The sequence below is a fragment of the Pedobacter sp. MC2016-14 genome, from assembly GCF_020991475.1.
Taxonomy (GTDB): Bacteria; Bacteroidota; Bacteroidia; order Sphingobacteriales; family Sphingobacteriaceae; genus Pedobacter.
In genome coordinates, this window is record NZ_JAJMPA010000005.1 from 115282 (window position 1) to 140571 (window position 25290).

22 protein-coding genes are annotated in these 25290 nt (G+C 36.5%); 8 read left to right on the plus strand and 14 right to left on the minus strand.

Going from position 1 to position 25290, the window contains the following annotated elements; translation table 11 throughout:
* Positions 1-3: 3 nt before the first annotated feature.
* From LPB86_RS20670 to LPB86_RS20705, 8 genes are all read right to left on the minus strand, one after another.
* A complete protein-coding gene (locus LPB86_RS20670; RefSeq protein ID WP_230693328.1) occupies positions 4-1536 on the minus strand; it encodes a PKD-like family lipoprotein in 1533 nt (510 codons plus the stop codon).
* 17 nt (positions 1537-1553) lie between these two features.
* Entirely contained in the window at positions 1554-2300 is a 747-nt protein-coding gene (locus LPB86_RS20675) for a DUF4843 domain-containing protein (protein WP_230693329.1), read from the minus strand.
* 16 nt (positions 2301-2316) lie between these two features.
* The gene (locus LPB86_RS20680; protein ID WP_230693330.1) at positions 2317-3759 is read right to left on the minus strand and encodes a RagB/SusD family nutrient uptake outer membrane protein; all 1443 of its coding nucleotides are present in this window, start codon (positions 3757-3759) and stop codon (positions 2317-2319) included.
* Between the two features lie 9 nt (positions 3760-3768).
* Positions 3769-7209, minus strand: coding sequence for a SusC/RagA family TonB-linked outer membrane protein (locus LPB86_RS20685; RefSeq protein WP_230693331.1), 3441 nt, complete (start codon positions 7207-7209; stop codon positions 3769-3771).
* A gap of 160 nt (positions 7210-7369) precedes the next feature.
* Positions 7370-8335, minus strand: a complete 966-nt coding sequence (locus LPB86_RS20690; protein WP_230693332.1) for a FecR family protein — start codon at positions 8333-8335, stop codon at positions 7370-7372.
* An 81-nt stretch (positions 8336-8416) separates the two neighbouring features.
* Positions 8417-8983 (minus strand): RNA polymerase sigma factor, encoded by a 567-nt coding sequence (locus tag LPB86_RS20695; RefSeq protein ID WP_230693333.1) that lies wholly within the window; start codon positions 8981-8983, stop codon positions 8417-8419.
* 78 nt (positions 8984-9061) lie between these two features.
* Positions 9062-10336 carry a pitrilysin family protein gene (locus LPB86_RS20700; protein ID WP_230693334.1) on the minus strand — a complete coding sequence of 425 codons (1275 nt, stop codon included), beginning with the start codon at positions 10334-10336 and terminating at the stop codon, positions 9062-9064.
* Positions 10329-11573 carry a pitrilysin family protein gene (locus tag LPB86_RS20705; protein ID WP_230693349.1) on the minus strand — a complete coding sequence of 415 codons (1245 nt, stop codon included), beginning with the start codon at positions 11571-11573 and terminating at the stop codon, positions 10329-10331. Before LPB86_RS20705 ends, LPB86_RS20700 begins: the two co-directional genes overlap by 8 nt.
* 359 nt (positions 11574-11932) lie before the next feature.
* On the opposite strand from LPB86_RS20705, the gene mqnC reads away from it, so the two are divergent.
* The 5 genes from mqnC (at position 11933) to LPB86_RS20730 (ending at position 18699) form a co-directional block, all read left to right on the plus strand.
* Positions 11933-13057: a cyclic dehypoxanthinyl futalosine synthase gene (mqnC, locus tag LPB86_RS20710; protein WP_230693335.1), complete on the plus strand. Its 1125-nt coding sequence runs from the start codon at positions 11933-11935 to the stop codon at positions 13055-13057.
* A 239-nt stretch (positions 13058-13296) separates the two neighbouring features.
* Positions 13297-14082, plus strand: coding sequence for a LytTR family DNA-binding domain-containing protein (locus LPB86_RS20715; RefSeq protein ID WP_230693336.1), 786 nt, complete (start codon positions 13297-13299; stop codon positions 14080-14082).
* The gene (locus LPB86_RS20720) at positions 14072-17014 is read left to right on the plus strand and encodes a two-component regulator propeller domain-containing protein (protein WP_230693337.1); all 2943 of its coding nucleotides are present in this window, start codon (positions 14072-14074) and stop codon (positions 17012-17014) included. The genes LPB86_RS20715 and LPB86_RS20720 overlap by 11 nt, the downstream gene beginning before the upstream one ends.
* Before the next feature lie 311 nt (positions 17015-17325).
* Positions 17326-17514 carry a hypothetical protein gene (locus LPB86_RS20725; RefSeq protein ID WP_230693338.1) on the plus strand — a complete coding sequence of 63 codons (189 nt, stop codon included), beginning with the start codon at positions 17326-17328 and terminating at the stop codon, positions 17512-17514.
* 66 nt (positions 17515-17580) lie between these two features.
* Entirely contained in the window at positions 17581-18699 is a 1119-nt protein-coding gene (locus tag LPB86_RS20730) for a GNAT family N-acetyltransferase (protein WP_230693339.1), read from the plus strand.
* 3 nt (positions 18700-18702) lie between these two features.
* Here the strand turns inward: LPB86_RS20730 and LPB86_RS20735 are convergent, their stop codons facing one another.
* The 6 genes from LPB86_RS20735 to mce all read right to left on the minus strand — a co-directional run bounded on the left by LPB86_RS20735 (position 18703) and on the right by mce (position 23094).
* Complete coding sequence (locus LPB86_RS20735; protein WP_230693340.1) at positions 18703-19032, minus strand: helix-turn-helix domain-containing protein; 330 nt, start codon at positions 19030-19032, stop codon at positions 18703-18705.
* 407 nt (positions 19033-19439) lie between these two features.
* Complete coding sequence (prmA, locus tag LPB86_RS20740; protein WP_230693341.1) at positions 19440-20279, minus strand: 50S ribosomal protein L11 methyltransferase; 840 nt, start codon at positions 20277-20279, stop codon at positions 19440-19442.
* Positions 20279-21040 (minus strand): triose-phosphate isomerase, encoded by a 762-nt coding sequence (tpiA, locus tag LPB86_RS20745; RefSeq protein WP_230693342.1) that lies wholly within the window; start codon positions 21038-21040, stop codon positions 20279-20281. Before tpiA ends, prmA begins: the two co-directional genes overlap by 1 nt.
* Positions 21041-21089: 49 nt before the next feature.
* Entirely contained in the window at positions 21090-22259 is a 1170-nt protein-coding gene (locus tag LPB86_RS20750; RefSeq protein ID WP_230693343.1) for a GlmU family protein, read from the minus strand.
* Positions 22260-22330: 71 nt separating this feature from the next.
* Positions 22331-22579: a type B 50S ribosomal protein L31 gene (locus LPB86_RS20755; protein ID WP_255695634.1), complete on the minus strand. Its 249-nt coding sequence runs from the start codon at positions 22577-22579 to the stop codon at positions 22331-22333.
* A gap of 98 nt (positions 22580-22677) precedes the next feature.
* Entirely contained in the window at positions 22678-23094 is a 417-nt protein-coding gene (gene mce, locus LPB86_RS20760) for a methylmalonyl-CoA epimerase (protein ID WP_230693345.1), read from the minus strand.
* A gap of 124 nt (positions 23095-23218) precedes the next feature.
* Here mce and LPB86_RS20765 point away from each other — a divergent pair, with 124 nt between their 5' ends.
* The 3 genes from LPB86_RS20765 to LPB86_RS20775 are packed head-to-tail and all read left to right on the plus strand — an operon-like array spanning position 23219 to position 25270.
* On the plus strand, positions 23219-24430 hold the full coding sequence (locus LPB86_RS20765; protein WP_230693346.1) for an IscS subfamily cysteine desulfurase: 1212 nt from the start codon (positions 23219-23221) through the stop codon (positions 24428-24430).
* Between the two features lie 56 nt (positions 24431-24486).
* A complete protein-coding gene (gene iscU / locus LPB86_RS20770; protein WP_230693347.1) occupies positions 24487-24900 on the plus strand; it encodes a Fe-S cluster assembly scaffold IscU in 414 nt (137 codons plus the stop codon).
* Positions 24901-24943: 43 nt separating this feature from the next.
* Positions 24944-25270 carry an iron-sulfur cluster assembly accessory protein gene (locus tag LPB86_RS20775; RefSeq protein ID WP_230693348.1) on the plus strand — a complete coding sequence of 109 codons (327 nt, stop codon included), beginning with the start codon at positions 24944-24946 and terminating at the stop codon, positions 25268-25270.
* Positions 25271-25290: the final 20 nt, after the last annotated feature.

Genomic DNA, 25290 nt, shown 5'->3' on the forward strand with positions numbered 1-25290 from the left:
GGATTAGGTTCCTGTTCCACGGAATTTTGTCATCATGCCATTGATTCTACCGAATCCTGAATAGGTATTTAAAGGTTGTGCCGTAATAACGCCATTTACCGGATTTACCCTAAGCTCATAAACCTTTCCTTGTGCACCATCCCAGGTTGACAAATACATTATTGAATTATTGGAGGTAACAAACTCTGCTGCTGAAGCATATCCATTTAACAGGGGTTTGAAGAGTTTCATCCCCGTGATCGTTTCATTTGCACCAATGCCGCTGAAAGATATGGCGGCAGTATTTGTGCCAGAGTACTCATAGGTATAAACTTTTTTATCAGTTGCATAATAGGCAATATTTCCCAGATCACTGGTTTGGTAGTATTTAGCATCTTGAATTTCCGGAAGCGCAGACATATCATATTTTGCTACCGGAACATTATCCTCGTCCGTAGATGACTGGTTCAGCACATATAGATAACGTCCAGCACCAGTTTTGTCCTTAAAGAAAGCATAAGCATAGTCCTGAAAACCATGATCCATAAATAGCATATCCTTGCCGATGTTATTTGGATTAAATGCTTTAGTTTGATCTGTGATGTCCTTAAATGTTTTGAAAACCAAATTAGTAACTACATTGCCCGTATTTAAGAACCTGCCATTTTTTTGATCGTACAACAATGCTCCAAAACTATAGAAGGAGTAGCTATAGATGTATGGCGCTAAAACGTAATCGCCGGTAAACTCTCCTGAATACAAAGCATCTGTTGGAGTACCCCAGGATATTACCTGCAAACGACCATCATTAATCAGGAACTCATTACCATAGTTATTAAGATGGGCTTGAGGGTTAAAAGTTGTTGCTGAACGACGGAAGAGTTGTGCATCTGTGCCCCACAAGGCAAAGGTAAAGCCGTTTACCCGCTTTATATGCTGACTAGTTCCAATAGTCACCCAGTTAAACAACGAATTTGGACGTCTGCTGAATCCTATCATTTGACCCGTTCCCGCCATTTTGCTGCCTTGAGTTGATAGTAGAAGATTACTTATTCTCTTTTCAATCCCTGTAGGAAGAAGGTTTTTACTTGCGATAAAGTCAACGTCTGTCTCATTATTTAATGTATGCATAAACAACATACCGGTTTCTATTGGGGCAAGAACATTTAATAGTGTGCGGCTAGTGGATATGCTCTGGTTAGATTTATCTGTAACAATTAATTCAAGGTAATAAGTACCTGGCGCTAAACTCACTTTTGTACTTAACACTCTGCTATTTCCCATCTGTGTTGCTGGACCAATGGTTACGCTAGATAAAGATCTAACATATGCAATCCATTGATAGCTTAAATTATCTCGGTTTCCATTAAACTTTATTTCAGGACTAATGGTCAAATCTGCGTTTTGCTCTACATCATATACTGATTTAACCGAACTTGCCTCTGTTACCGGCACGTCGACATCGTGATAGGTATAGTTTCCTAAGTCTTTTTTACATGCATTTAATGCTATAGTTAAACCTATTAGCATGGGAATAAATATTTTTTGATAATTCATCGTCGTCAGTTAATGGTTTAAGGGAAAGAAACAGCTAAGTTAAATTCGTCTGTTAAAGGCGTATTTGGAGACAAATTGCGAATGATCAATGCGGCTTTCAATTGTGCTTTAAAATCCAGCATTGCCGCATTTGAATAAAAACTCGCTCCAGGAACCGGTGCAACCAAAGGGAAAGAAGTGATTCCTAACGTTTCAATAATGAATTTCCACTTTACCATACTATATACACCAAAATAGGAAGCTAACCCTGGAAAAGTATCCCAATTTGCGGGTTTAATTAAAGCTTCATTCCAATTGATGGTAAATATGGAATTTTCAAGGGTTGCTGGTTTGAAGTCGCCCGAATTTGAAATTTTAAGCACCAACGTTTTTGTAATTTTATCAAGTCCAGGGATTCTGTACACAATCACATTGAGCGTTCCGGTATTCTTATTTGCGGCAATAGTTCCACCTAAGATCCTATAATCTGTACCTTGTGTGGCATTTGTTAAACCAGGCACAGCCTCTGCACTAAAAGATCGATCCTTATTAGAATTTTCGCCCATTATTTTTACCTGTACAGGTATAATTTGTTGGGTTACAGTACCGGGTTGTCCTGCAAAAGAGAAAGATCTTGAAGTAATAATTGATTTAGCTGCTGTTGCTTCCTCCTCATAAAAATAGAGTCTTGGATCGTCTACATAAGCTATTATCTCCTTTTTACAAGAACCCATTACTAAAGTGATTCCAAAAAGAGCAACCGTTAATATATTATAAATTTTCATTTCGTAATGTTTTAGGTTAGTTGATACTGCCGTATATGATTTCATTGTCTGGCTTAGGCAAAACGTACACCGTCTCGCTACCTGGTACTTGGGTAAATTCTATCCGTGATAGATTTAGACGTTTGTAATAAAAAAACAATTGCCCTTCGGCCATGAAATCTTTACGATATTCTTTAAATATCTCATCCTGAATTTGACTTTCCGTTAGCGTAGTAGCTAAATCATTATTAATAGCCATACTTCTACGTACAGTATTTAAATATGCAATGGCTGTTAAAGGCTCCGTAGTCTTCAAACATTCTGCAGCGATATAATACATCTCCGTAAAACGCATTAGTGGTAATCTATTGGCAGCAAGAGTGGATGTATTTTCAGCGGGACGAAATTTAATAGTAGTCCGAATCCCAGAAGGCGATACTGCTGTTTGGTATACATAACGATAGTCGGTGGCTCCCCCACTGCCCGTCTCGTACACCGTTGCCCACTCCCCAGTTGAAAGTGACATCCCTGTGCTCAGGGCACCTGTAGTTGATGGAAAATTTTGCGTATTAAGATCAGCTAAATTATTCATATTCAGATTGAATATGATTTCTGAACTCATTATTTTGTCACTCTGTGTAGTCTGTGTTATTTCATACGAATATGGGGCTCGAAATTTACCAGACTCAAAAACTTCCTTAGCACAGGCCAATGCATTTATCTTATCTCCATTGTACAAGTATACCCGCGCCATTAGTGCTTTTACTGCATAATAATTGAATTTAAAAGGCCGATCACGTAAATAGCCACTTGCTGGGACAACGATCGTACTTCCTTTCACAATTGGATCGGCAGGTTTTAACGCATCAGCTGCGATCTGAAGGTCTGCAAGTATTTTATTGATAAACTCTGCAACTGTAGGTTGCGCAACTACCTCTCCTGATAACCGTGTACGGTACGGTATGGCTAAGGTTGTTGCCGCAGGACTGGCAGATGGTGCCGGAGCAAATAAGCGCAGCAAATCAAAATGATTAAAAGCACGAAGGCCATAAGCCTCTCCCCTGATCACATTATAATTTGTTTCAGTAAATAATGATCGGTCTGCTTTATCGATATTTTCAATAAGATTATTGATATTGGCTATGGTACTATATCCTGTAGACCAAAGACCATCTATACGGCTCTTCGTTGTAGAAAACAAATAATTATATTTAGAATCCTCAAAGTAACCATGAGCATTTGTGAATTGGGTATAGTTTTTACCAAGTACCTCAATAAATCCAAAACTTAGCTCTTTGCCGTAACTCCCTGGCGAAGTCATGTTCACGTATACACCCGTCAGCGCATCTTTAAATCCTTGTTCATTTGAAAAGTTTGATGTGGATTCTATTTCTGTCTTAGGCTTAACATCTAGCCATTTTTTACAGGAAGTTAACCCTGCAAGGGTAAGAATTAATACTATGTTATAAAACGTCTTCATATCTAAAATTTAAAAGGTAGCTTGTAGAGAAAGAGAAATGGTTCTTGCAAATGGATAATCTAAGCCACGCTCCGTTTTAACAGAGCCAATACGGCCAAGTTCATTTGCATTAGCCTGTACACTTAGTGTGTTCATATTTAATGCCTTTACGAACTTTAATTTACTAAAATCGTATCCCATATTTATGGAAGAAAAGATGATTTCATTGTCATTTTGAACAAAACGAGAGGAGGCTTTTGTTGGAATCCTATCTTTTATATCCTTGAACAGTGCTACCTGGCCAGGCGTTTTCCAACGTCCTTCCAGAAAACGAACATCAACATTGTAATTGATATCTGCATTCTCTACTTTATCAACCAAAGCCTGATTGTACATCTGCCCTCCAGCACGATAAGTAAATGCAAAATTGAAAGTAAAGCCTTTATATTGAAGATTGGAACCGAAACTACCTGCATATTTTGGATTTGCATCACCGACCACAACCTGATCTGCAGCAGACCAGATTTGCGTCAATGAACCGTCTCTTTTCACAAATATCTCCTTTCCATTGGAGGGGTCGATACCTAAGGACGGTACAGCCCAAATTGCAGACATGGACTGATTTTCTGCGAACCTGGTTAATGGTTTTGTATTAACTGGTCCATTTACGCCGTTATAAACACCATTAAATTTTGCATCCTGTATGGCATTAAGTGCAGACAGCGCGTCCGAAAGTTTTATTAGCCTGTTTTTATTATGGGCCATGCTGGCGAATACATTGACGTATATTCTATTTGCCGGATTGCTGTAAACTCTGGTATTCATATTTAATTCTACACCCTGGTTCCTTGTTTTCCCAACGTTTTCTTTATAAGTATTAAATCCACTTGATGGAGCTAAAGTTTGATCGGAGAGTAAGTCCTGAGTATCTTTCTGATAAAAGTTAAAGCCCAAGGTTACTCTATTGATAAAACCAATGTCAAGGCCAATATTCTTATCTAAAATCTGTTGCCATTTCAAGTTGGGGTTGGCCATTGCAATCAACTTTAAGCCCATTTCTCCACTATAAACTTGATCGTTTGCATATCTATAGGTAGTGAGCGCTTGATAAGCACTAAAATTTTGTGTACCACTTGACCCGATTGTTCCTCTTAATTTGAATTGATTAACAAATGTTAAGGGTTTCATAAATGCTTCGTTATGAATATTCCATCCTAAACCAGTAGACCAGAAAGTACCCCATCGGTTGTCTGCTCCGAATTGCGAACTGGCGCTTGCACGTATGGAAACGTCTGCCAAATAACGATTGTCATACGAATAGTTAACTGCAGAGGTGACTCCCATACTCCTACTTGTATTTTCAGTTCCAGTCGCTTTACTTCCGGTGGCATATTGGCGACCGAAGGATATGTCATCCAGGCGGTCATTTGGAAAGCCGACCATGGTCATACCATTATTATTATTAGCGGTTTCCTGAATGCTATAGATTAAGTTGGAAAATACCTGATGCTTACCTAAAATAAAAGAATAGGCTGCCGAAATATCACTACTAACACTACTTGCACGTCCATTACCAATGGTGTATTCACCACGGTTTAGGTATTCTGGACTGGAAACACTAACATTTGAATACCTGCTATGGGTGGCCGGGATAAAATATACCGTATTATTGGCTTGAGAAGCTAAACCAACTCTTGCTGTAAAACGGAGGTTCTTTTTTGCCTCCCATTCTGCATAAAAATTTTCAGTAATATTCGTATATTTAGAATAATCCTTTGAATTGAGCGTTGCATCATACAAAGGATTGATCACCACGCTGCCCCCAACAGGATAACTAAAAATTAGTTTTCCGTCGTCTCCATACATTTTCCAGTAAGGATTCATTAGACTAAATGCGCTAAAACTTCCGTATGAACTGTTTGTACCTTTATTTTGGTCAATTGAAAGATTGTTCCTGAAAGAAAAGTTTTTGGTACGGTATTGTAAATTCACTAAGCCCGAAAGTGTACGTCTATCTGAGCCTTTCATGACACCTTTAAGGTCATTATAATTTAGGCCAGCCGAATATGACATGGCGTCAGTTCCGCCATCTGCATAAATATTGTGTTTTTGGCCAATACCATTTTGCAAAGGAGCAGCCAACCAATAGGTATCCACCCCGCTTAATGCTAACTGCTGGTTTGCAGCATATTGCTGAGTTAGCGGGAATTGATTTTCTGGATAGGCAGACACATATTTATCACCGAGCACTTCTGCCTGGACCTTTTGTATTGAATTTGCCATTTGATAACTTGTTAAGTCTGGCGCTGTAACATCCAGGGATCCAGTGTAGGATAGGCGTATATTTCCCGGTGCCGGCCTCACAGTCTCAATCACGACCACTCCATTACCAGCTTTAGAGCCGTAGATTGCTTTTGCAGAAGCATCTTTCAATAAAGTAACGCTGGCAACCATGTTCATATTCAGATCATATACTTTTTGAACAGTAGTCTCAAAGCCATCAAGGATAAATAAAGGAAGATTAGGTGCATTTTGATACGTGGAATTTAAATCAGGGATCCCAGCGGCTCCCCTTAAAGTAACCTCCGGCAAACGGTTAGGATTTGATCCAAAACTTGTATTATCGGCAATTCTAAATGATGGATCCAGGATAGCAAGACTCTGTATTACATTGACGTTACCAACACGTTTTAATTCTTGTTGACTAAATGATGAAACCGTACCTGTAAAACTTTCCGCCTTTCTGGTAAATAGCCCTGTGACCACTACTTCTTTCATTGCTTGTACGCTTTCCACTAAGGAAACAGTTAATAGCTCGGCATTTTTAACAGTCACTTCTAGTGGTTCGTAACCTATAAATGTTATTTTGAGGCGGTCGCCAAGTTTTACAGGTATTTTAAACACCCCTCTTGAGTCGGCATTAATCCGCGCTACCTTGCTCAAAACAGTTGCACCAGGTACAGGCAGGCCGGTTTTACTTTCTAATACTTTACCTGTTAAAACAAATATTGAGTCTTGAAGTGGATTTGAGTAGAGATTTTTATCATTTGCTTTTATATTTATTTGGATTGATGCTTTTTTGTTGATTACTATTCGCTGGCCTACCTGCTTGAATGTCAGCGATGAACCTTCAAGTAATTGTTCCAGCAAAGCACTTAATCTGATTCGCTCATCTTTAATATTCAGCGATTCTACTTTTATAATATCTTCATTACGATATAAAAATGTAAATGAGGTTTGAGCTTCTATTTTTTTAAAGGCCTCTGTTAAACTTTCTCCTTTAAGCTCAATTTTCACCTGAACATCCTCCATTGCCTGCCCTTTAACTGATGATGCGATCAGCAAGTTTGTAGAGACGATAGCAGTGATAAATAAAAGTAAACTTACACGCATAAACAGTATTATATAGTAATCGGTTACGAATTGGGCAATATTTGCCCTGCATTTTGCAGCTATTGCAAAAAAAGTCATATTTTTGGTTGGTTTAGTGAATAATACTTTTGTGAGTTGACAACACATAACCGGGTGAGATCTTCCTGATGTCATCACCGGAGCAGCAATGGTTTTCATACGTCCAATATGAATTCTGTTGCTGTTTCTATTTTATGGGGCTTGATTTTGAATCATTTGTTTAGTTGATAGTTGTAATGATAAATTGATTATCTTGTTTTATATACCTGGCACCATTATAATCGCAAATGGTTTGTAAAAAGCTATTAAGGTTTTCATTTGCCGTGAGCGAAATGGTGAATTTTTTTGCTTTCAGGCTTTCATTTTCAATATGTATTTTTACATCGTAACGCTTTTCCAGCTGCTTACAAATGGCTTCAAACGTAATGTCGTTCAGCAACATATCCTGTTTGGCCCATTGCATCTCTTCTTGTGCATTTACATCTGAAAAACTGGATTGATTTTTTTTATTATGGTAGGTGATTTGTTTATTTGGAAGTAAATTACCTAGGCTACCTCTATCATTAGCAACATTTACTTTACCACGAATTACCCTTACTGTAACCTCATCCGATCCGGGGTTGGCACTGATGTCAAAAGCGGTACCTAATACTGTAGTTTTTATTTTACCAGAATGTACGATAAATGGTTGCGAGGGCAAATGTTTAATATCGAAAAAGCCCTTGCCTGTTAAATATACTTCCCGGGATTTTGCCCCTTTAAAAGACTTAGCAAAGGTGAGCTTGCTTCCTTTGTCCAGTATAATAATACTACCATCTTCAAGTTGAATCAAGTTATTCTCTTTAGCAGAAGTTACAATAGTTTGCGTTGCTGCCGGGATACGCTGGTTTCCATTCTTGTAAAAAAATACGCCAACTGAAAGAATTACCGCAACTGTTGCCGCTACAGAAAAGATTTTCCAAAGTTTAATTGTCTTAGAGGTAGAAGCCCGGGAATTTAGCATTTGATAGGCTAAAATCGAATTCCATATTTCAGCTTCCTTTTCTTCGATCTGAGCAAGGTTAGCGATGTCACCGTCCTTAAGTTCGCGATTATACCAACCCTCTACAATTGCTTTCTCTGCTGGTGTACATTCACCGGACAGATATTTACTTAAAATTCCTTTTGAAAATTCGATCTTTCTCATGATAAAAGACACCCAACTAGAAGTGTTCCTATTAACATGTCGATCTTATTACACTTTGGTAGTAGAAGAAATTGAAATTATTTACAAAAAAAGCATGATTGCATCACTAAGCTTGATTTTAAGAATCTTCAGTGCATTATTTATTTGCTTTTTTACAGTTTTATCAGAAATATCAAGCATTTTAGCAATCTCCTTATGAGACAATTGCTGATTTCTACTCAATTCAAAAACAATACGCATCTTTTCTGGTAAAAGGAGTATAGCCCGCTCCATCTGAAAGATCAATTCCTTTTCAATAAGCTTCTCATCTGCTACGCTCTCCCCTGCCTCCGAATAATTATACAGGGAAAGCAAATAATTTTCACTTACTTTTTTATGCTTGATTTTATCCAACACCTTATAGCGAATGGATGAATAAAGATAAACAGAGAGGGAGACACTGATTTGTAGCCGGGCTCCTTTATCAAGAAAGGAAATGAATACTTCCTGGACCACATCTTTAGCCTCATCTTCATCTTTTAGAATTTTGCAGGCCGAAATATAAAGCAATGACCAGTACCTCCTATAAATTTCTTCATAAGCTTTCTGGTCTCCATGCTTAAACAATTCTAAAAGATCTACATCGCTAAAAGCTTCATATAGGCGCATTATACAATAATAACGTAAATTAGCAATAATTCAAAAAGTGTAAGGAGATCTTCAATGATCCCCTTTAAATCTTACAAATTATTGTGCCCCTGCTATAACTTTTGTGAACGTATCTGTATCTAGATATTTTTTGGCCAATTCCATAAGTTCTTTGGCATTAATGCTTTTTACGGTTTGAATATAGCTATCGTAATAAGAATAATCCAAGCCTGAAAAATGTACATTCTTGAACTTGTCTGCGTGGGAAAAAGCATTCTCAAGACTCCCCAGCATAGAGCCCAGCATGTAATTTCTTACTAAATTAAGTTCCTCGTCCTCTACAGCCTCTGTTTTCAAAACTGTAATTTCATTTTCTATTTCCTGCATTGCAGATGAGCATACATCGGTTCCAACTTCTGTGGCGATAAAAAAATATCCGGCATTTTTTAAGGCAACTACTGCAGATCCAATTCCGTAGGTATACCCCTTGTCTTCGCGTATGTTAGCCATAAGTCTTGAACCAAAATAACCTCCAAGAAGGCAATTTAAAACCTGAAGGCCCGGAAAATCAACATGATTTCTGCCAACAGCAAGTCTTCCTATCCGAATAGCAGATTGAATAGAATCAGGACGTGGTATTAAAACCTGGCCTGAGCGATAGGTGTCAAAGCTAAACTGATTGACTATTGCATCAGCATCATTTAGCCAATTTTTACCCATTACTTCATTTAGCGTGCTAAATTCCTTTTCTCCAAAGTTTCCAGCTACAATTATTGTACAATTTTCTGGTTTAAAAGCTGCTTTAAAATAAGACAAAAGATCAGCTCTCTTTATCGCATCATAATGTACAGCGTCTACATTTGAACCATAAGTTGTATCACCAAACAATGCATGAGCAAAATGTTTCCGTGCCAAAAAATCATTCTTCTGCATATTTACCTGCAAAGATTGTTTTTGATTTTGAATAAAAATTGCCAGTTCCTGTTCAGGAAAAATGCTTTCGTTAATAATGGAGAAAAGCACTGGAAGTACTGAGGCCAGATGCTTATTTAGGGTATATAATTTAACACTAATTTGATCTGCTCCGTATTCCGTTTGCAAAAAAGCGCCGTAAAAATCAACTTGATCTGCGATTTCCTTTGCATTTAGCTTAGCAGTTCCATTATTGATTAAATGACTAACAGAAACAGCCTGCACGGGCTTAGCCATATCCCAATTTACATTTTCAAAGATCAGTTCTATACGTACAAGTTCTTGTTTTCCAGCATTAATAGTGTAAACGGGAATTCCATTGTCCATTTGACGCTTTGAGGGCTCAATAAATTTGATTTCATCAACCTGTTTAAACTCTGGGGATAATGTACGATTAAGCATTTTGGTCTGATAAATAATATAAGGTGGACGATTGTTCTTTTATAAATGTTCTTTTTGCTGCATTTAAAATACGTTCCTGACTTACAGCATGGTATTTTTCAATTTCGGTATTTAATCCGGCGGCATCTCCCAAAAGTTCATAATGAGCTAAATTCATCGCCTTATCTAGCAGGCTCATTTCAGCAAAAACCATAATGGATTCAGATTTGTTTTTTACTTTAGTAAGCTCTGCTACAGTTACCATTTCTAAAGTAAGCTTGGTAAGCTCTTGCCAGATTGCTTCTTCTGCAGTTTCCATAGCTACTCCTTCAACTAATTTGCCTTCAATAACAAATAATCCTTCGTCTATACTACCAGTCATATAGGCATGAATATCACTAAATAGCTGTTGCGCTTTGAGCAAGCTGTCATAAAGCCTCGAAGAATGTCCCTGTGATAGAATATCACCCATTAAATCGAATACCTGGTAATCATTATCATTTCTCGCCGGCATTTTGAAGGCAATGTAAATCGCATTTAAAGGCACATCAGCCTTTACCGTAAGCTTGCGGGCCTCTGTTTGTACCGGCTCTGCAGGAAGATCACGAAGGTATTTATTCCCTGCAGCAATTGGTGCAAACCACTTTTCAGCAAGTAATTTTACATCTTCAGTTTTCAAATTTCCCCCAACTACCATAATGGCGTTTTGAGGATTATAATGCTTTTTGAAGAAGGCCTTTACATCTTCCATCTTTGCCTCTTCAATTTGTTTAAGATCTTGTCCAATGGTTGCCCAACGGTACGGATGTGTAGTATAGGCAAGAGGCCTTAATTTCAACCAAACATCACCGTAAGGCTGATTTAGATATCTTTGTTTAAATTCTTCGCAAACTACGTTCCGCTGAGTTTCCAGGCTTTTCTCTGAAAAAGCAAGACTTAGCATTCTGTCACTTTCTAACCAGAAAGCGGTTTCAATATTGGCTGCAGGCAGGGTAATATAATAGTTTGTGATGTCATTACTGGTAAAAGCATTATTTTCTCCTCCTACTCTTTGCAAAGGTTCATCATAACTTGGGATGTTAACGGATCCACCAAACATTAGATGTTCAAACAAATGCGCAAAACCTGTTTTATGCTCTTCCTCATCCCTGGCTCCCACATCATAAAGAATATTGAGTACCGCCATTGGCGTTGTATCATCTTCGTGTACCAAAACACGTAGTCCGTTTGCTAATGTAAAACGGTTAAAGTCTACCATATCTATTTTATAATTGCGGTAAATATAGGAATTTATGCGATGCTGAGTCAAATCCGTAAAGGGTAATTGGAAACTAACCAGAATGAAAATTGAAGGTAAGTTGAAGGTAACCTGAACATTCACTTTAGTCTTATTCATTTAAATAGTGGGTTTAGTTTATGAATACCGAGCTAAGACCAAATAAAGTAGAACTAATTACCAACTAATGTCAAGCTGAATGTTCTACTTACGATCAAGTTAGGTTCAACTTACCATCAAATTAGGTTCAACTTACGGTTTGTTTATCTTCCAATAACAGTTAAATAGAATGTGATAATGGGATGAAATAAATTATAGGCAAGTTATGGTATATTTGCATTATGAATACTTCAGAGTTACTGCACCGGGCTTTAAATTTTGACTTTTTAACGAAAGAAGAAGGCGTTTTTTTATACCACAATGCTCCAACAGCTGAACTGGCTTATGTAGCTAATGAATTAAGAAAAAAACAAGTCCCCAGTGGAAAGGTAACATGGCAGATAGACCGTAATGTAAACACAACAAATGTATGTATCGCGAACTGTAAGTTCTGTAATTTTTTTAGAAGACCAGGACACGATGAAAGTTACATTACTGATATTGAAACCTATAAGGTAAAAATTGAAGAAACATTTAGACTAGGAGGTGATCAATTGCTTTTGCAAGGTGGGCACCATCCAGATTTGGGACTTAATTTTTATGCAGAGCTCTTTAGCAAACTGAAAGAACTCTATCCTGATCTGAAATTACATGCTTTAGGTCCTCCGGAAATTGCACATGTTGCTAAACTGGAGAAGTTATCTCATTTCGAGGTATTAAGCGCATTAAAAAACGCAGGAATGGACTCTTTACCTGGCGCAGGCGCTGAGATATTGAATGACAGGGTACGACGTTTGATTTCTAAAGGTAAATGTGGTGGTCAAGAATGGCTAGATGTAATGCGCGCAGCTCACCGGCTAGACATTACTACTTCTGCCACCATGATGTTTGGACATGTAGAAACTATTGAGGAACGTTTTGAACATCTGGTATGGATTAGGGAAGTTCAAAGTGAGAAGCCTGCTGATGCAAAAGGATTTCTGGCATTTATTCCCTGGCCATTTCAAGATGACGGAACTTTATTGAAAAGGTTAAGAGGCATTAGTAACAATGTTTCTGGTGACGAATATGTACGTATGCTTGCACTGAGCAGAATTATGCTGCCGAATATAAAAAACATACAGGCATCATGGCTCACTGTTGGAAAAGCCGTTGCACAGCTATGCCTCCACGCAGGTGCTAATGACTTTGGATCTATTATGATTGAAGAAAATGTGGTTTCCGCTGCCGGTGCACCACACCGTTTTACAGCAAAAGGGATACAAGACGCCATAAGGGAAGCTGGATTTGAACCGCAATTAAGGGGACAGCAATACAACTACCGTAATTTACCTGACCAATTGGAAGAGCAGGTAATCACTTATTAATTCCTTAAATAAAAGCTATTGTTTAAATGCAAAAAAGGGAAGAGATTTTCATCTCAACCCTTTATCTTAAACTTAAACAAACTTTTCTAGAAATGGTCTTATTCGCCACACGTTTATTGCCATAAACTATCTGGCAATAATGCTTTTATATACGGCAAAAGCAAATCTCCGGTTTTTACCTTCTGCTAATATTCTTTATTGATTTCTTTTTTTAATAAATTGAGCACAATTTTAATTTCATGTTTGTGTTAAATGCCATTATTGTTGACGATGAAGAGTTTGCTCGTTCGTCTCTTTATTTCCTGCTTCAGGAATATTGCGATCATGTCCACATTTGTGGAATCGCAAAATCTGTAAGTGAAGCCAGAGCACTGCTGGCTTTACATGATATAAATCTTATTTTTTTGGACATTGCTATGCCAATTGAAAATGGATTTGAGCTTATCCCAGACTTAAAAGACTTGAATGTTCAGGTAATTTTTACAACTGCATATGATGAGTATGCACTAAAAGCAATTAAAGCAAATGCCGCCGACTATTTGCTTAAACCTATTGATATTGATGAATTGAAAGCAGCTGTTGATAAAGCATTTAGATACATCTCTCTGGATAAGAATTCTGCAGCAGATCTTACTAAGACAGAGAAAATGTCAATTAGTTTTGCAGAAAAAGCTGAAGTTAAGAAATTAACCTTACCCAGTGCTCATGGCTCTATACTAGTAGACATTGATGAGATCACGCACATTACCGCTGACAGCAATTACTCTATTTTTCACTTATCTAAAGGTGAAAAAATTACAGTTTCCAGAGTTTTGAAAGATTATGAAGAAATTTTACCCAGCCATCAATTTACACGGATTCACAAATCCAGTATTATAAATCTTAATTACCTTAAAGAATATAATTCTAAAAACGGACTTGAAGTAGTTCTTTTTAATGGTGATAGAATTGCGGTATCCAGACGCCGTAGCAGTGATTTTATGGAGAAAGTTAAAATTTACACCCAAGTAAAAAGTGATAAATAGATACAGAAATTTAATTACTCGAATACTTATCATAATCTGTCTAATAACAGGTAGCAAGGAAGCACGTACACAAACCACCTATATCAATCATTACACCACCAAAGAGGGGCTTTCCGGAAACAATTGCTTTTTTACAATACAAGATACTAAAGGCTACATTTGGATAGGTACGGATGCTGGAGTAAGTAGATTTGACGGTAGGCGATTTGAAAATTTTTCTATTGACGAAGGTCTTTCAGATAGTCAAATTATTCAGATAAAAGAGGATCGTAAAGGAAAGATTTGGTTTTTATCATTAAGCGGGGATCTTAGTTATTATTTTAACGGAAAAATCTTCAATCAAAGTAACGACACTCTACTTAAATTTCTGAAATTTAATGCTATTATAGTTTCTTTTCTAGAAGATAGCCGAGGACGTTTATGGTTTGGAACCAATAAAAACGTCTTATTTATGTGGGATGCCAAGCGGCTCACTAAGTATGCGGCCACGAGTACTTCTCCCCAATTAACGAATTCATATCTTCATGAAGATGAAGGAGGGAAAATATGGGCATTTAATAATTTATCTGTTAATATTTATACAGGTGCAGCATTTAAAACCGTTCCAAATACTCCATTGCCCATTTCTATTAAAATGATGAAGGGCACTGCTAAGGGGAAATTGATTTATTTGAGCACAGACGGTCTTGTTCTAAAGTCCGGTACTGTAAACAAAATACTCTTTAAGGTTCCTTCAAAACTTCTTGACAATGAACCAGGGTATTTTCACACTGATGGAAACGAACTCTGGATCAGTAACAAGTCTGGTGTTTACAAAATAAACAGCAATGGAAATGTGGAGCATTATTTAAAAGGAAAGCCCACAAGCCAGATTGTAAAAGACAATAGGGAAAATATGTGGTTTACAACTCTAAATGGCATTTATATGCTTCCTAAAACGGAGAACCGCATGTATCTGATAGATGCGTCGTCAGGATTAAAGTGTAATGCAATAAAAAGTGTTGTTAAGGACAGAAAGAACAGGCTATGGCTGGGGATGGATAATGGAGACATTAATGTACTGGATAGCAATAAAAAGAAAAAAGAGATTATATTATCAAACAAAAATAAGTACAACCGAATCAAAGAATTAGTTGTAGATACACTTCATCAAGCACTATATTTCGCGTCCGATTTTGGACTGGGGATGATTTCAGACATATATTCAGGTAAACCAGACATTACTTACCTAAATGAAATTCATGGTTCAAAATTCGTAATTAAGAACTTCAGCGTAAACAAAAACAAGAACCTCGCTATAGCGATGTCATCTGGAGTTATGGTTCTAAGAGATGCGATAAATCCCCTCAATTTCAGCTTGTCTACTTCCGGACCTACGCAAGACTATTTGGAAAACCGGGCATATACTACGTTTTTTGACCGTAAGGGTAGTCTTTGGTTTTCTAATATTCATGGATTGCATCAGTTTCAAAAAGGAAATCTTATCTCCTATTATAAAAAAAACACGCTATTTACGAAAAGGATCAATGACATAAAAGAACTGAATGATGGCACCCTTATCTTGGCTACAGATGGCTATGGAATTATATTTATTAAAGAAAATAGAATTATTGCGCAGTTAACTCAGAAAAACGGGCTGGCAAATAACATATGTAAAAAGATTTTTGTTAAAAATGATGTGATCTGGGTAATCACAAATAATGGAATAAACCGCATAAGAAACAATGGAGATCAAAAAACTATTGAGGCTTTTGAGTATACAAATGTACTATTAAAAACGGACGTTAACGATCTGTACATTGACAGTGACACAGCCTGGTTTGCCACCAACCAAGGGCTTGTATATTTTTACAATAAGAAAGCAAATCAACTTAATGAGCTACCTAAAGTTTGGATTTCATCTATTGTAGCCAATGATCAGATTTTCGAACTTAACGATCCAAATATTTTATTACAGCCAAGTTTTAATACCATTGCGTTTCGGTACAATGCGATTGATTTCCAGAATCAGGAAATGACATTCAGGTATAGACTAAAAGCCAATGCCAGCTGGACAATTACAAAAAACAGGCGTATTGAGTTCTCTTCTCTTGCACCAGGACAGTATAAGTTTGAATTGAGTGCAAAGTCCGCCAACAGTAAATGGAGTACACCTCAATCGGTATCCTTTGAATTACAAGGATATTTTTGGCAAAGATTATGGTTCCTTGCGCTCTTATTCTTAATTATTGGTATTATACTTATTAGGGTAGCGACTATCGTAACCAAAAACAAGAAAAATAAAGAGCAAGAAAAACTGCTATTAAAAAATAAGATTTTAATGCTGGAACAACGTGCATTACAGGCGATGATGAATCCTCATTTCATATTTAATGTAATGAACTCAATTCAGCATTATATAAATACTAAAGATACCTCGTCTGCAAACAAAGTACTCACCGGCTTCGCAAGATTAGTGAGAAAGAACCTGGAAATATGTACAAAAAGCTTCATTACACTTGAAGAGGAAATTGAGTATTTAACACTTTACCTAAGTCTGGAAAAGAAAAGATTTGGAGATAAACTTGAATATAGCTTCAAAATTGATGAGGCCATAGATGTAGAGGAAACGTTAATCCCCTCTATGCTTTTACAACCTTTTGTTGAAAACGCAATTTGGCATGGCATTATGCCAAAAGAAAACGGCGGCACAGTTACGGTTGAAATTACTATTGAAAACAAAAATTATTTATTAATCCAAATTATGGATAATGGAATAGGAATTTCTAATTCATTAAGTGCTAAAAAAAACACCCACAAAAGCAAAGGAATGAGTTTGACTCAAGAGCGAATAAATCTTTTAAACCAGATAGAGCTAAACCCAATAGAAATCAGCATCAATCAATCTGGAGAAAGTGGCACTATTGTCTCAATTCATATCCCTGCTGAGTAGTCATTTACCGTTTACTCAATGAACCCTACCATTTACTAATTCAACTGGCATTCTGTATTAATTTACGTTAAACTTGTTATAGATATTAAAGCAACCAATTGGTTGCAAAAAAAAGTTCTTATAGAATTGATTCAGATATTTTCTTAACCTAAAACAATATCTCAATTCAGGTTTCATTTGTGTGTTAAAAAAGGTAAAGTCAAAAACTTTACCTTTTTTTTTGAAGTATGTGTTTGGAAATATTTTCAAAAAATTTTTAGAAAAACGCTTTTTATCTTACTTTTGACTGCGTTAAATTTATTCTTTTAGTAATGAGTAGCCCTAAAAAATCAAACAGCAAAAATCCTTTAAATGATCCATCTGAAAATGATGAAAACAAAGAACTTTCTAACGATAAGATTAGAAACAATTATGACGACGAAGAAGAAGATTTCGATGTTCCGCTAGATGACTTGGATACTTTCGATGATTTCGGTTCGGATGATGAAGATGATTATTAATCCGTAGATTTATATTTTTAAAGCATCCTTAAAGGATGCTTTTTATTTTAAACCCATAGTAAGTACATGCAGATAAGCCAGGTTAGTGATGCCAAAACGATTAAAGATTTTCTAAATCTTCCACGCAATATTTATGCGGAGGACAAGAATTGGATAGCTCCTCTTGACAAGGACCTGGAACATGTATTTGACCCGAAAAGAAATCCTTTTTTTCAACATGGAAAATGCACAAGGTGGATCCTGAAAGACCAAAACGGAAACTGTATAGGAAGAATTGCAGCCTTTGTGAATGATAAAAAAGCGTACCAGTACCCACAACCGACTGGTGGAGTAGGTTTTTTTGAGTGTATAAATGATCAAGATGCTGCATTTGAGCTATTTTCTACAGCAGAAAAATGGTTGAAAGAACAGGGAATGCAAGCAATGGATGGACCAATAAACTTTGGCGAGAACGATACTTTCTGGGGTTTACTTGTAGAAGGCTTCAGTCCTCCATCTTATGGGATGAATTATAATCCAACTTATTATCATTCACTCTTCGAAAATTATGGATTTGCCACTGCTTACCAGCAAATCACCAATCACCTGGCAGTAAAAAAACCATTCCCAGAGCGTTTCACCAAAATTGCTACCTGGGTAACAAATAAGCCTGGATATACATTTGAACATTTCTCCAGAAAAAATCCTGATAAATATATTTCAGATCTTATGGAAATCTATAATGATGGCTGGAAAGATTTTGAAAATTTTGTACCCATCAAAAAAGAGACCCTTCAGGAGAGTTTTAAGCAGATGGAAACAATAATGGACGAAAAGTTGATTTGGTTCGCTTATATCAACGGGGAACCAGCTTCATTTGTTGTTATTATTCCTGATGCAAATCAATTTATAAAAGATTTTAAAGGGAAATTAGGGTTGATTGAAAAAATAAAGTTTGTGTATAGAAGATGGAAAGGTGTGAACAGAATGCGTGCTATTGTTATGGGAACAAAATCAGCATTTCAAAAACATGGACTTGAGTCTGCTCTTTTTATAAAACTTAAAGAGTATGTTCTGCCAAAAAACCAATATGATGAACTTGAACTCTCGTGGGTTGGGGATTTTAACGATAAAATGCTTTCTATCCATGAAGCAACTGGTGCCACTTTTGGGAAGCGGCACCTAACGTTGCATAAGGTATTTTAGAAACTATTTTTCTCTGATTTCTTCGTAAAGCTCAATCACTTTTTTCTGAAGTTTAATCACTTCATCTTCTCTCTGCGCCAATTTTTCTTTAAGGTTTGCAATTTCTTCAAAATTACGTGACTGTGGATTTTCACCCTCTTTTGAGATAATATCCATAGTCGAAACTTCAAATAAGTTTGCGATTTGTCCAAGCCTTGAGATGTTGATATCAGTAATACCTGTTTCTATCTTAGAAAAAGCTGGAATGGAGATATTTAGTCGTTTTGCTACTTCTCCCTGACTCCAGCCATTCTTTTGACGAAGGTGTCTGATGTTTTTACCGATGATATTCATAATTAAATTTTAGGTGTGTATTATTTATTATTATTACTAGTATTCAACTCTTTGCCATTATCAATACATCTATTTTTGATTGGACAACCTTTTCAATAAATGTGCTTACTTAAAAGTAAATACTAATGACTTACTTTTATATGATCAGTATCATTAAAAAATGCAATTTAACGTTTTTAAACGTTGTCTAAACATCTATTTCAATAAACATTTATATTTCTATGTTAAAATAAATTATCGAATGTACATAATTTTTGCACAGTATATAGAAAGAAACCAAAATATATTTTGTAAAAATTCGCTTATATTTCCCTCAGCCTCAATTAACATCCCAAACAGTTAATTTATTTCATTATATAGCACATAAAACTCCATTTATTTAACTTTTTAACACCTAATGCATAAGACTACGACATTTTAAAATGTGCAGCTACCCAATCTCCATTTTTTTTGTGACTAACATAATTAATTCCAAAATCCCTACAGGCATCCCTTATCATGTCCAAATCAGGATATTCGTAAAATCCGCTAAAGTAAATTGATCCATCCGTTCTTAGAACTTCAGCATAAGTTTGAATTTGATCCAACAAAATGTTCCTATTAATATTTGCGAGTATGACGTCGTACCTTTCACTGGGAATAACCTCTTTACCACCACAGATTGCCTTTATATATGTACAATTATTTAATTGCATATTTTCTTTTGTGCTTTCGTAACAGACATCATCATAATCTATGGCTGTAAGATCCCTTGCCCCTTTCATAGCCGCTAAAATAGCCAATATCCCAGTGCCACAACCCATATCAAGCACTATTTTCTGTTGAAAATCAGTTTCTAAAATATACTCCATCATCATTGTTGTGGTTTGATGATGACCTGTACCAAAAGCCATTTTTGGGTCTATAATAATCTGATATGGATATTTATCCTGTGGCTGATGAAAAGTTGCCCTTACATAACATTGATCCGAAATTATCAGGGGCTCAAAATTTTTCTCCCACTCCTTGTTCCAGTTTTCATCAGCGACTTCCTTAATCAGATAGGAAAAATCCAGTTCTTCTTTTAATGATACTAAAACAACATCAAGCTGTTCAATTTGAAACTGATCAGCTTGAATAAAAGCATCAAAACCAGCTTCGGTATCTTCAAAAGTATCAAAGCCAATTTCAGCAAGTTCGTTTATCAAAAGATCTTGCTGATAATCCGCTATCGCTGTAAAAATAAATGCAACTTGTATATATTTCATTAGGAATTAAAAGCCTTAATGATGTCCATAAAGTCACGTGATTTTAAAGAAGCTCCTCCAATCAATCCTCCATCAATATCTTTTTGAGCGAACAACTCATCTGCATTTTTAGGATTGCAACTTCCGCCGTATAAAATGCTTGTTGCGTCAGCGATAGCCATACTGTATTTCTCCGAGATCTCCTTTCTAATGAAGGCATGCACCTCCTGTGCCTGGTCAGAACTAGCAGTTAAGCCCGTACCGATAGCCCAAACGGGTTCATACGCAACTATTATTTTAGAGAAACTTTCTGCATCCAAACTAAACAATCCATTTTCAAGTTGAGATTTAATCACTTCAAAATAACTCCCGTTATTTCGTTCATCAAGTGTTTCTCCAATACAAAATATTGGAATCAAATTGTTTTTCAATGCAATAACTGTTTTTTCAGCCAACAATGCATCAGTTTCAGCAAAGTATTGTCTGCGCTCTGAATGGCCTATGAGTACATATTCGCAGCCTACTGATTTAATCATTCCAGCAGAAATCTCGCCGGTAAATGCACCGCTTTCATTCTGATGGCAGTTTTGAGCACCAATTTTAACAGTTTCGCCACCTAATTTCGACAAGCTGTTTAAGTGAATAAACGGCGCGCAGATTACCACATCCTGACTACCATTTTTTTCATCTTTAACCATATTAACGATCTCAGAAAAAACCGATATGCCTGCGGCATAATCTAAGTTCATTTTCCAGTTTCCAGCTACAATTTTTTTTCTCATAATGTTTAATTTATTATTAGACATCTCATAGTAAAATGCCTTAATTGATTTAAAAATGCCTGTATTTGGCGGTAATATTATAAATTTCTGTCAACATATCTTTTTCCTGCTGATCAAACTCAAGCGCTCTGCGCGAGTATACTTTAGCTGCCGTGTCAAACATTTTCTCCAGGCTATACGTTTCAAATCCCTGCGCGCCACCCCAGGCAAAATCAGGAATAAAGTTTCTGGGGAAACCAGATCCAAAAATATTGGCGCTAACCCCTGCAACTGTTCCTGTATTGAACATTGTATTTATACCACACTTTGCGTGATCAGCCATAATTAGTCCGCAGAACTGCAAACCCGTCTTTCTGAAACTTTCTTTTGCATACTCCCATAGTTTCACTTCTGCATAGTTATTTTTCAGATTTGAATTGTTACTATCTGCACCAATATTACACCATTGCCCTACAACAGAATTACCGAGATAACCTTCATGTCCTTTGGAGGAATAACCCCATATAATGGCATTATTGATTTCTCCCCCAACCCTACTGTAAGGCCCGATGGTGGTTTGACCATATATTTTTGAACCCATTTTTACCTGAGAATTTTCGCCCAAAGCAAAAGACCCTCTGATGTTACATCCTTCCCAAATCTCACTATTTTTACCCAGGTAAATTGGTCCATTCAAACTATTAAACGTAGAACATTCTGCAGTGGCACCTTCTTCCACAAAAATAGAGTCACCAATAAAACTATTCGTTGCACTTAGCTTCGCAGAGATTCTTCCAACTGTGAGTAACTTAAAATCCTTTTTTAACTCGGCATCATTAAATTTAAATATATCTTCTGGAAATACCAACCTGGTAAGGTCATGGGAATATTCTTTGGACGTAAAATCGTGAGCTGTATAAAATTGGCTTTCCGGAACCGGTGCATAAGCTATTAAAATGTCCTTTTTAACAAGAGATTCACCAACTTTTAAATTTCTTATTTCATAAACCAATTGCTCATCGGGACATACAGAACCATTAATAGAAAAGCTAGCAGATTTGACTGACCTAAACTTGGCACTCAGGTAACTTTGAGTACTAAAACCAGTTTCCATATCAAGATGTTTAGCCCATTTTTCTGCTATGGTTAAAATACCGACCCGAAGATCTGCCACCGGCCGGGTATAAGTAAGTGGTCTTAGGGATTCCCAGGCACCATCATCAAATAAATTGACTGTCATAAGCGACAAAAATAAAAAAAGTCCCGACGCTATTGCACCGGGACTTCAAAATTATTTCTTTTATTTTAGAATTACTTCTTAGCGTAACGAGTTTTGAATTTATCAATACGACCAGCAGTATCTACCAATTTCATTTTACCAGTGTAAAACGGATGTGAAGTATGCGAGATCTCTAGTTTATAAAGAGGATATTCGTTTCCATCTTCCCAAACGGTTGTTTCTTTAGTCTCTACACAAGATTTTGTTAAAAATGCATATTCATTAGACATGTCTTTGAACACAACAAATCTATAGCTTGATGGATGAAGATCTTTTTTCATATTATAATATTTTTTATATATTGTCGCTTATTTTTAAAGGATGCAAATATCCGAATTATATTTCTCAATAGCAAGTATGTAAGAAAAATATTTAATAATTAACACTCTTTGCCTAATTTTATCTCCTGGCAAAGTTCTATCAAAACTCCACTGGCTTGTTTTGGATGAACAAAACAAACTAGTTTATTGTCTGCTCCTGGTTTTGGCAGCTCGCTTAAAAGTTGAAATCCCTCGGCTTTTAACCTGTCCATTTCCTGTAAAATATCATCAACTTCAAATGCAATGTGATGAAGCCCTTCACCTTTGTTTTCTATAAATTTAGATATAGTGCCCAGTTTGTCAGTTGCCGCTAACAGCTCAATTTTATTTGGCCCAACTAAAAAAAATGCCGTATCTACATTCTCTGAGCTTACATTTTCCTTTTTATAACAACCTGTCCCAAGTAACTGTTCATAAATACTACAGGACAGTTCAAGGTCTTTAACTGCTATCCCTATATGTTCAATTTTCTTCATAATTGATTTGTAAGTTATATAAATGTAAAAATGCACCATTAAAACCGATGTTCATAGGGCTATTTTAGAATTGTTGGTTATCTTTTTTCATATCTTTGCTTAATAAATAATACGTAAATATACAATGGAACTTCCTATTTATCTTGACAACAATGCAACCACTCCCCTTGATCCAAGGGTATTGGAAGCTATGCTACCATATTTAACTAACAAATTCGGAAATGCAGCGAGCCGTAACCATGCCTTTGGATGGGTTGCTGAAGAAGGCGTTGATTATGCCCGTGAACAAGTTGCAAAACTGATTGGTTGTACAGAAAAGGAAATTATTTTTACTTCGGGCGCAACTGAAGCCGACAATTTAGGTATCAAAGGTGTATTTGAAATGTACCAGGAAAAAGGTAATCATATCATTACTGCTACTACCGAACATAAAGCTGTTTTAGATACCTGTAAACATTTAGAGAAACTAGGCGCAAAAATTACTTATCTAAATGTAAAAGCTGATGGCCTGATAGATCTTGCTGAATTAGAAGCAGCAATGACTGAACAGACTATTCTTGTGACCATTATGTATGGTAACAATGAAATTGGTGTTATACAGCCCATCAAAGAAATTTCAGCTATTGCCCATAAGTTTGGTGCTTTATTTATGACTGATGCCACACAGGCTGTAGGAAAGATACCTGTAGATGTAAATGCTGATGGAATTGACATCATGGCTTTCTCTGCACATAAAATGTACGGTCCTAAAGGTGTAGGTGCACTATACGTACGCAGAAAAAACCCAAGGGTTAAAGTAACCGCACAAATGGATGGCGGTGGCCATGAACGCGGTATGCGCTCAGGAACGCTTAATGTACCGGGAATTGTTGGTTTAGGTAAAGCATGTGAATTGTGCCGCCTTGAAATGGACGAAGAAGCGAAACGTCTTTCTGGACTAAGAGATAAGCTTGAAAGTGCTTTGACAGTGATGGAAGAAAGTTATGTAAATGGTAATGTAGAGCACCGTTTGCCACATGTAGCCAATATTTCATTTAAATATGTTGAAGGAGAAGGCTTAATGATGGCAATGAAAGATCTGGCGGTATCTTCAGGTTCAGCTTGTACATCGGCTTCTTTAGAGCCATCTTATGTGTTAAAAAGCTTAGGATTATCTGATGATCTTGCACATTCATCCATCAGGTTTGGACTTGGAAGATTTACAACAGAAGAGGAAGTTGATTATGCGATTGAAAACACTAAAAAAGCGGTAAATCACTTAAGAGACCTTTCTCCACTTTGGGAAATGTTTAAAGAAGGAATTGATCTTAGTAAAATTGAATGGGCAGAGCATTAATAGCACTGCAGTAATTAAATAATATTAAAATGGCTTAACAGCCTGGAGGAAAAAAAATGGCATATTCAGAAAAAGTAATGGAACACTATACCAACCCCCGCAATGTTGGTACTTTAAATAAAGATAGTAAATCAGTAGGTACAGGTCTTGTAGGCGCACCTGAATGTGGTGACGTAATGCGTCTTCAAATTGAAGTTGATGCGAATAATGTAATCACTGATGCAAAATTTAAGACATTTGGATGTGGTTCAGCAATTGCGTCTTCATCTTTGGCAACGGAATGGTTAAAAGGAAAAACTGTTGATGAAGCTATGGCAATAGACAATATGGATATTGTAGAAGAACTGGCATTGCCACCTGTAAAGATTCATTGTTCTGTTTTGGCAGAAGACGCAATTAAATCTGCTATTAACGATTATCGCGTTAAAAATGGCATGGCTCCAATAGAGCTTGCAAAATCTCACCACTAATAGTATTTTAGTAGTTAGCTACTAAATAAAAAAAAATAAAACTATGATTACGATCACTGATAAAGCAAAAAGTAAAATTGACCACCTAATGGCCGACTCGCAAATGGATACTACGTATTTTCTTCGCGTTTCTGTTAAGGGTGGTGGATGTTCTGGTTTATCTTATAATCTTGATTTCGATAATGAAGAGAAAACCGGTGATCAGTTTTTTGAAGACAAAGGGATCAGGATAGCATTAGATATGAAGTCATTTTTATACCTTGCTGGAACGGAACTTGATTTTTCAGATGGGTTAAACGGAAAAGGATTTAACTTTCATAATCCTAACGCCAGCCGATCTTGTGGATGTGGCGAGAGTTTTTCAGTTTAAACTTCATTTAAAATGATTTG